This window comes from Acutalibacter sp. (assembly GCF_056800975.1).
This window is the reverse complement of record NZ_JBQISV010000090.1, coordinates 1-8,517: the sequence shown is the minus strand read 5'-3', so window position 1 is coordinate 8,517 and position 8,517 is coordinate 1. Positions and strand designations below refer to the sequence as shown.

8 protein-coding genes are annotated in these 8,517 nt (G+C 60.3%); all 8 read left to right on the top strand.

Annotation, left to right across the window (positions count from 1 at the left end; all coding sequences use genetic code 11):
* Positions 1–794 (top strand): alpha/beta hydrolase (locus ACTO5E_RS09035; RefSeq protein ID WP_482303095.1); only part of this gene is annotated, 794 nt, incomplete at its 5' end.
* A gap of 674 nt (positions 795–1,468) precedes the next feature.
* Complete coding sequence (locus ACTO5E_RS09030) at positions 1,469–3,034, top strand: ATP-binding cassette domain-containing protein (protein ID WP_482303093.1); 1,566 nt, start codon at positions 1,469–1,471, stop codon at positions 3,032–3,034.
* Between the two features lie 186 nt (positions 3,035–3,220).
* Positions 3,221–4,150, top strand: coding sequence for a pyridoxamine kinase (locus tag ACTO5E_RS09025; RefSeq protein WP_482303092.1), 930 nt, complete (start codon positions 3,221–3,223; stop codon positions 4,148–4,150).
* Between the two features lie 504 nt (positions 4,151–4,654).
* Entirely contained in the window at positions 4,655–5,128 is a 474-nt protein-coding gene (locus tag ACTO5E_RS09020; RefSeq protein ID WP_482303090.1) for a hypothetical protein, read from the top strand.
* A gap of 9 nt (positions 5,129–5,137) precedes the next feature.
* Positions 5,138–5,767 (top strand): nucleotidyltransferase domain-containing protein, encoded by a 630-nt coding sequence (locus ACTO5E_RS09015; RefSeq protein WP_482303088.1) that lies wholly within the window; start codon positions 5,138–5,140, stop codon positions 5,765–5,767.
* A 338-nt stretch (positions 5,768–6,105) separates the two neighbouring features.
* A complete protein-coding gene (locus ACTO5E_RS09010; RefSeq protein ID WP_482303087.1) occupies positions 6,106–6,627 on the top strand; it encodes a hypothetical protein in 522 nt (173 codons plus the stop codon).
* Positions 6,628–6,755: 128 nt separating this feature from the next.
* Complete coding sequence (locus tag ACTO5E_RS09005; protein ID WP_482303086.1) at positions 6,756–7,421, top strand: HAD hydrolase-like protein; 666 nt, start codon at positions 6,756–6,758, stop codon at positions 7,419–7,421.
* Complete coding sequence (locus ACTO5E_RS09000) at positions 7,418–7,957, top strand: cysteine hydrolase family protein (RefSeq protein WP_482303085.1); 540 nt, start codon at positions 7,418–7,420, stop codon at positions 7,955–7,957. The genes ACTO5E_RS09005 and ACTO5E_RS09000 overlap by 4 nt, the downstream gene beginning before the upstream one ends.
* Positions 7,958–8,517: the final 560 nt, after the last annotated feature.

Here is an 8,517-nt window from a genome sequence, read left to right as displayed (position 1 = left end):
GGTTTTATGACGAGGGCTACAACGCCTTTGTGCTCACCTACACAGTCAACCCCTTGGGGAACGCCCCCCTGGGGCTGCAGCCCTTGCAGGACATTGCCCGGGCGGTGCGGCTTATTCGCAGTCGGGCGGGGGAGTTTTGTATTGACCCGGGCAGGCTGGCAGTGTGCGGCTTTTCCGCCGGGGGGCATCTGGCGGCCAGTCTCTGTGTGCACCATGGGGACGTGGAGGACAAGGACCCCCGTTACCGGGAGATTTCTGCCCGGCCTGACGCGGCGGTGCTCAGCTACCCGGTGATTACCAGCGGCGCGCTGGCCCACCGGGGGTCTTTTGACGCGCTGTTGGGGCCGGACGCCTGTCAGCAGGAGCTGGACTATATGAGTCTGGAAAACCATGTGACGGCCCACACGCCGCCTTGTTTTCTCTGGCAGACCATGGAGGACGGGGCGGTGCCGGTGGAGAACAGCTATTTGTTTGCCGGAGCCTGTCAGGCCAAGGGGGCGCCCTATGCCCACCATGTGTTCACCAGGGGGCAGCATGGGCTCTCGCTGGCAGACGAGAGCTGGCTGGCCGGGGAATTCGGCGAGCCCTACACCATGGCCCAGTCAGCGGCCCTGCGGGACCAGGTGCAGGCGGGGCAGGTGCCAGGGGTGGCGCCGGAGGCCATGGACGGCTATTTTGCCCCGCCGGGAGAGGCGGACCCGGCATACCGGGCCAAGCTGGAGCGGGACTGCGCCCAGGTGCGGGTGTGGCCTCAGCTGGCGGCGGCGTGGCTGGCGGAGGCGCTGGAGCTGTAGATTGTGGAGAAGGGAAATCGTGGTTTGTTTGGGATTTTTCTATAGGTCAGGACCAGGGGGGATTTTTGGCTGGGTTTAGTGGCTGCGGGGTTCTTTTGCTCTGTTTCAGCCGGCAGCGGGTGGGCCGCTGGTCTCCCAGTGGTCGACCTCGCTAAGTTCGACTTGCCTGCGGCAAGTCGGCGGCGCAGCCTTACCACGGCCCAACCGCTCTAGTTAAGTAGACTTCTGCCTCGCGGCTTTGTCTTCTGCGCCGCCTAAGTTCAAGGTCAAGGTCGCGAGACTCTGTCTCGCGCTCTGCCACCTTTGTAAAGGTGGACGAAACTTTTGGTTCGCGTTCCTTTGCTTCTGCTTCGCTTTGGCTTTTTCGCTCGCGTTGTCACCTTCTCTATAAAAATCCCCATCTTCCCTCTTGACTTCCCGGGCCCGCTGTGCTAAAATGTCCCCATAACCTGCAAAGGAGTGAAAAGATGCGCGTTTAAACATCACCCATGTCCACAAAATCATCCGAGTCTCTCTATGAGGCTCTGTTTTGTGCCGGGTTATGTTTGGCCGCTGCTTTTCACCAGTCTCTCTCGCCGGGCTCTGTTGACATGGTCAACGGGCTGCTCTTTTCCGGCGTGCGGGATACAGGTGTTGATTTCTTGCGGTCCCCCGGCAAGTCAGGGGGTATTTTTATGTCTCAAATTCGGAAAACACTGCAAATCAATGATCTGAGTATTGCCATGAAAAAGGACCTGCGTCCCCTGCTCAGCGGCCTGCGCCTGAGCCTTCAGCCCGGCGACCGCATGGCGGTGATTGGCGAAGAGGGGGATGGCAAGTCCACGCTGGTCAAGCTTATTGCCTGCCCGGCTTTGGTGGAGGACTACGCTCAGTGGAGCGGCACGATTCAGGCCGGGGGCCTGGTGCTGGGGTATCTGCCCCAGGATATGGGGGATGTGGGAGGCCTTACCTGCTATGAGCTTTGCTGCCGGGAGCCTGCCTTTTTGGACGCGTCTCCTGGGGAGTTGGCGGGGGAGGCCTCCCGGCTGGGGCTGCCGGTGGAATTTTTCTATGCGGACCGGCCGGTGGCGACTCTCTCCGGCGGGGAGAAGGTGAAGCTGCAGCTGGCTCTGCTGGCCTTGCGCCGGCCGGATGTGTGGCTGCTGGATGAGCCCAGCAACGACCTGGACCTGGCCACGCTGGAATGGCTGGAGGCCTTTCTGCTGGGCTGTGAGGCCCCGGTGCTGTATATCTCTCATGACGAGACTCTGCTGGAACGCACTGCCAACGCTATTCTGCACATTGAGCAGCTGCGCCGCAAGACCCTGCCCCGGTGGACCCTGGTGCGGTGCGGCTACCGCCAGTATGTGGACCAGCGGTTGGCCCACATTGCCAAGCAGACCCAGCTGGCCCGGAAGGACCGGGCCGAGGACCGAAAGCGTCAGGAGAAAATACGGCGGATGGAGCAGAAGGTGCAGCATGACCTTGACGCCATCCGCCATGCGGACCGGGACGCAATAGGACGGCTGTTGAAAAAGAAAATGAAGTCTGTCAAGTCTATGGAGCACCGCTTTGACCGGGAGCGGGAGGACATGGCCGAGTTCCCTGACACGGAGGAGGCCATTCTGGTGGGGTTTGACTCTGCCGCCGCCCTGCCTGGGGGCAAGACGGTGTTGGATTTGGTTCTGCCGGCCCTGCGTTCTCCGGAGGGGGGCTTGCTGGCGGAGAATGTGGAGCTGCATGTGCGGGGGCCGGAGCATCTGTGTGTCACAGGCAGAAACGGGGTGGGCAAAACCACGCTTCTGCGGCATATTGCGGGAGAGCTGCTGCCCAGGACAGACATCAAAGCGGCTTATATGCCCCAGGACTATGGGGAGACCGTAGACCTGAGCCAGACCCCGGCGGAGTATCTGACAGACGGCTCGGGGGAAAAGGCCCGGCTGACCCAGGCAAAGACCTATTTGGGCAGCATGAAGTATACCCCCGAGGAGTGCAGCCACAGTCTTGCGGCCCTCTCTGGGGGGCAGCGGGCCAAGCTGTTCTTTTTGAAGATGATTCTGGATGGAAACAATGTGCTGGTTCTGGACGAGCCAACCCGGAATTTCAGCCCTCTCTCCGGCCCGGTGATCCGGGGGATGCTGCGGGAGTTCGGGGGCTGTGTGATCAGTGTGTCCCACGACCGCAAGTATATTGAGGAGGTGGGGGAGCGGGTGCTGGAGCTCACCCCCCAGGGTCTGAAGGAGTCTGAAGCATACCGGTGAAGGAGGGGGCGGCAAGCCCCTTCTTTCATTGGTTGGAAGGGGAGAGGGGTTGCCGCCGGCCTTCCTTTGCGCTCTGCCAGGGCCTTGGCTTGCGGGCGGCGCGCGTCTGGCTTCTCCGGGGCCATCTTCCTTTTCGTTTTTTATACAAGCTCTGTCAACCCATATTTTTTAGAAAGAGGTGCTTCTATGTCCTCCATTGTCTACCGCGAAATGACCTGTGCTGCCATTCACGACCTGTCGGGCCTGGGAAAGTGTTCGCTGACCGTAGCTTTGCCTGTGCTCTCTGCCTGTGGGGTAGAGACCTCTGTGATGCCCACTGCTGTGCTGTCTACCCACACAGGGGGCTTTGAGGGGTTCACCTACCGGGACCTGACCGAGGACCTGCTGCCTGTAGCCAGGCACTGGCAGGGGCTGGGCTGCGGGTTTCAGGCGCTGTACACAGGGTTTCTGGGGTCGGCGGAGCAGACCGGGCTGGTGGGGGAGATTTTTGACATGTTCCCCCAGGCCATGCCTATGGTAGACCCGGTGATGGGGGACGGGGGGCGGCTGTACCGGACCATGACCCCGGCCATGGTGGAGGGCATGAAGGGGCTGTGCGCCCGGGCCAGGCTGGTCACCCCCAACCTGACTGAGGCGGCCGCTCTGTTGGATGAGGCGTATCAGGAGGGGCCCCTGAGCCGGGAGCGGTTGGAGGAGCTGCTCTGCCGGTTGTGCGGGCTGGGGCCGGAGATGGCGGTGCTCACTGGGGTGCGCTGTGAGGGCGGGCTAGGGGCCGTGTGCATGGAGAAGGGCGGCCGGCCAACGTTCTGTATGCTGGAAGAGCTGCCGGGAGCGTATCATGGGACAGGGGACCTGTTTGCCTCTACTCTGCTGGGCGGGCTGCTCAACGGGATGAATTTGGAGGAAGCCTGTTGGCTGGCGGTACGATTTACCCACCAGGTGATTGAGTCCACCAGAAAATACAGCAAGGATTTCCGCTTCGGGCCAAAGTTTGAGATGCATCTACCCCAGCTGGCAGTAGAGGTAGAAGCGTTCCGCCAGCGTGACGCTGGACCCGATTCGCGGGGTCGGGCAAAGGACATGCCCTCACGTTGTGGGGGAGGCGGGGTTTCTTGACGCGGTTTGTTATGGTTGCTGGCCGAGAGGTTTTTTTGAGTAGGTGGATTGGCGCGGGACTACCGGCAGCTATTTCGCACACCGTAACAGGCGCGATGAAAGAAACCAGCGTGACGCTGGACCCAATTCGCGGGGTCGGGCAAAGGACACGCCCTCACGCTGTGGGGGAGGCGGGGTTTCTTGACGCGGTTTGTTACGGTAGCTGGCCGAGAGGTTTTTTTGAGTAGGTGGATTGGCGCGGGACTGTCGGCGGTTATTGCGCACACCGTAACAGGCGCGACGAAAAACCAGCGTGACGCTGGACCCGATTCGCGGGGTCGGGCAAAGGACACGCCCTCACGTTGTGGGGGAGGCGGGGTTTCTTGACGCGGTTTGTTACGGTAGCTGGCCGAGAGGTTTTTTTGAGTAGTTGGATTAGCGCGGGGTGAGAGAGTTGGGAAGGCACTTTCCTGAGGTGCGGCGAGGAACAAGCAACGAAAAAACGAGATGAAGGGGAGAAACTGAATGGATTATACAACTTATAGTGACGAGGTGTTACAGCCTATTTTTCAGCGATGGCGGAGCCGTTTGCGGCTGACGGAGAGCTGGGATGTGCGCTTGGAGCTGGTGGACGACCCGGCCTTTGTCAAAACCGGCGACTTTAAAATTGACCCTAACGACCGCAAGGCCATTCTTATGCTCAATGCCCGCAATCCCCGGGGGGAGAACCCGGAGGAGGTCATCTGCCACGAGCTGCTGCACCTGAAGCTCTACCCCTTGGACCAGCTCACGGAGACTTTGATTGTCAGCCACTATGTGGAGGGCTCGCCGGAGTACCGGGCTGTGTACCGGCAGTTTATGGAGCACCTGGAGATTACGGTGGAGGAGCTGGCCAAGTGCTGGCTGGCGGCCTTTGGGGAGGACAAGACGCTCTCTTATGGCCGCTGCCGGGAGATGCGGTCGTTTGATGAGCTGTTTGACGGGCTGAATCCCCTGTGAGGTGGGGCTGTGGAGAAGATTGTACAGTATATTGTGGAGAAATACGACCCGGAGGGGCTGATTGTGTACGGCTCCTTTGCGGATGGGAGTCAGAACGAGGGCAGCGACTTTGACGCTCTGGCTCTGACCCGCAAGGCCGGGGCAGGGCATGACGGCTCGGTGGTGGAGGGGGTGGTTCTGGACCTGTTTCTCTACCCGCCGGAGCATTTTGCCGGGGACTTTGACCCCCAGGAGGCGGTGCAGTGCTTTGATGGGAAAATCCTGGTGGACAGGCGGGGCGAGGCTCTTCGGCTGCAGGAACGGGTGAGGGAATACCTGGCCGCGTACCGCCCCAAGGAGCCGGAGCAGGTTGCCCAGGACCTGGACTGGTGCCGGAAAATGGCGGGCCGCTGCGTGCGGGGCGACGCGGAGGGCTTTTACCGCTGGCACTGGCTGCTGCGGGACAGTCTGGAAATTTATTGCGACGCCAGGGGCTGGTACTATTTCGGGCCGAAAAAGGCCCTGGGGGCCATGGAGCGGCAGGACCCGGCGTCCTTTGCCCTTTATTGCAAGGCCTTGAAGGAGATGGACCCGGCGGCGCTGAACGCCTGGGTAGACCGGCTGTGCCGGTTGGACGGAGAAGCCCAGGAGCGCCCATAGCAAAGAGCTGATAAGCAAGGCTCTGGTAAGTGTTCAGAAAAGCTTCGTCCATCTTTTCAACGGTGATCGGTTTTTGGGGACAAAGCTCCTAGAGTCTGTTTTAAAACCGGAGAAATGCTGCCGCCTTTCGAGGATTTTTGATGCCGAAGCCACCATTTCTGGCCAAAACGGAATGTGTTTCGGAGTTTTCAAACAGACTCTAGCCGCCGGAGGCCGTTCCTGCGTCATATACCCTTTCTTCGGACGCGCCTGGGAAGCCCCGGGGCGTTGACAAATGCGGGGATTGCGGTATAATGGGGACAGGGCTTTTCAGGATTTTTGGCTGAGGGGGGCTGCAGGTGAAGAAGCTTCGGCTGGGGGCAGCGGTTATGGCTGTGCTGTTGATTTTCAGCATGGGCGGCCTTGCGGTGTTTGTTGGCAAATATATGGACAGATGCAGGGCGGATAGCTATCAGACAGTCCGCATAGCAAGTACATTTACCAGTATGTATGAAAAGGTAACCGCGATGGTGGAGGATGGCCGTGTGGATGAGGGCGACTTGCGCTGGCTGCAGCAGCAGGCGGCAGTGGCCCTTTATGTGTTCAGCAATTACCCGGTGAAGCATGACATGGGGCCTAATGAGGACTGTGACCACAGTCTGACGTATAAGTTGATTGATTTGCAGGATATTGTCTTTAAAATCCATGATGGCGAGCATATTTCGGCGCACATTTTTCAGGCGCTGGACCGGAACGGCCTGGTTTCTTTTTTAGAGGAAATGTCCCGTGTGAGCGGGGAATGGCTGGAAACCCATGAGGGAGTGGGGCCCTTTGACGGCAACGCGCTCTATGAGGAGCTGAGAAGGGTCTGCGCGGAATAGCGGCCGCTTGCGGACAGTGAGAGGGCGGTGGGGATTTTTTCAGACAAGCCCTGGTTACATCCGGCGGAGTTGTGATTCTTTTGCCGGGAAGGGCTTTGCGGACAGTGGCGTGAGGAAAGGAGCCTGCTATGATTCGATATTTTCTTTTTGACCTGGACGGCACCCTGAACGACACCGGCCCGGGCATTACCGGCTGTGTGCAGTATGCCCTGGACCGGCTGGGCTGGTCCCCCCAGACGGAGGACTTTCTCAGGCAGTTTGTGGGGCCGCCGCTGCTCCACTCCTTTATGACCTTCTGCCATATGGACGAGCCTGCCGCCCAGCAGGCCATTGCCCTTTACCGGGAACGCTACTGGGCCTGGGGCGTGAACCAGAGCCCCCTTTACCCCGGGGTGGAGGGGATGCTCCGGCGGCTGGGCTGTGTAGCGGCGTTGGGGGTGGCGACCTCCAAGAATGAGGAGGGCGCCCGGCGGATTTTGGCCATGCGGGGAATCGAGGCGTTCTTTTCTGTGGTGGTGGGCGACGACGGTTCCCGGCCCTCCAAGGCGGAGGTGGTGGGGGAGGCCCTGAGGCTTCTGGGCAGTCCCCCGGCGGAGCAGGTTGTGATGATTGGCGACCGCCGCTTTGACATAGAGGGGGGCAGGGCCTGGGGCCTGCGGACCATAGGAGCGGAATATGGCTATGCCTCGCCGGGAGAGCTGAAAGCGGCGGGGGCGGACTGGCTGGCGGAGAGCGTTCCCCAGTTGGAGGAGCTGTGCGCCGGACTGGCCGGCGGGAAAGGAGCGGAAAAATGAGCGGCGCAAAACGGATTCTGGTGGTTGTGGACATGCAGAACGACTTTATTACCGGGCCTTTGGGCACCCCGGAGGCCCGGGCCATTGTGCCCCGGGTGAAGGAGAAGATTCGGGGCTTTGAGGGGCCGGTGCTCTTTACCAAGGACACCCATGGGGCGGACTATCTGCAAACCCAGGAGGGGCGGCTGCTGCCTATACCCCACTGTGTCAGCGGGACGGCCGGCTGGGAGCTGGAACCCGGCATAGAGGCCCTGCGGGAGCAGACTGCCATTGAGAAGGGGAGCTTCGGGTCTTTGGGGCTGGCGGATGTTCTGCGGGAGTATCAGAGGCGGTGGGGCCTGGAAAGAGTAGAGGTGGTGGGCCTGTGCACTGACATCTGTGTGATCTCTAATGTGATGATTCTTAAGGCGGCGCTGCCGGAGGTCCCTGTTGTGGTGGACGCCAGCTGCTGCGCGGGGGTGACGCCGGAGAGCCACCGGCGGGCGTTGGAGGCTATGCGCGCCTGCCAGGTGCTGGTGGAGGAGCCTGCCCGGTAAAGCCGGCGTTTTTCAGGCAGCACAGCCCGAAGACTGGCCAATGGAATTTGCTTGGGCTTTTTCTGTCGGATTGTTTGATTTCGCTTGCCAATGGCCGGGTGGTTCGGGCGCCATTGGGACAATGTGGTGAAAAAATAGGCTGGGCAGCTCGGGCGCAATTTTTGTGTGGGGCTGCTTTAACAGAGAACGCCGGGAGCTGGGGGTTGAAGCCAGGGAAATCAGCGACTTTCCTGGCATTCCCCCTGCTCCCGGCGCGGTTTGCGGGAAAAGCGGGACGTGGGTTATTATAAAAAAAGACGAAATTATAGTCACGGGTGGTGTACGCTAATGGTATGGGCTACCTCTCAAGAGGTCTGAAATGGACTTGTTAAGTGTGCTGACTGTACTGCTGCCGGTAGCAGTACAGTCGCTGCTTTCTTAAAAGCTTTATGCCACAACAGTCTCTATTGTCATACGCTAGCCGTGAAAGGGTATGGCAGCGGCTACCTCTCGAGAGATACTCAAAGGGTCTTTTCAAGTGTGCTGACCGTATTGCAACCTGTAAACGGCTCAGCCGCTGC

What these genes read in the sequence shown, in the direction of transcription:
- ACTO5E_RS09000 (WP_482303085.1), top strand. Translation starts at nt 7,418, where the DNA reads ATGAGCGGCGCAAAACGGATTCTGGTGGTTGTGGACATGCAGAACGAC.
- ACTO5E_RS09030 (WP_482303093.1), top strand. Translation starts at nt 1,469, where the DNA reads ATGTCTCAAATTCGGAAAACACTGCAAATCAATGATCTGAGTATTGCC.
- ACTO5E_RS09025 (WP_482303092.1), top strand. Translation starts at nt 3,221, where the DNA reads ATGTCCTCCATTGTCTACCGCGAAATGACCTGTGCTGCCATTCACGAC.
- ACTO5E_RS09020 (WP_482303090.1), top strand. Translation starts at nt 4,655, where the DNA reads ATGGATTATACAACTTATAGTGACGAGGTGTTACAGCCTATTTTTCAG.
- ACTO5E_RS09005 (WP_482303086.1), top strand. Translation starts at nt 6,756, where the DNA reads ATGATTCGATATTTTCTTTTTGACCTGGACGGCACCCTGAACGACACC.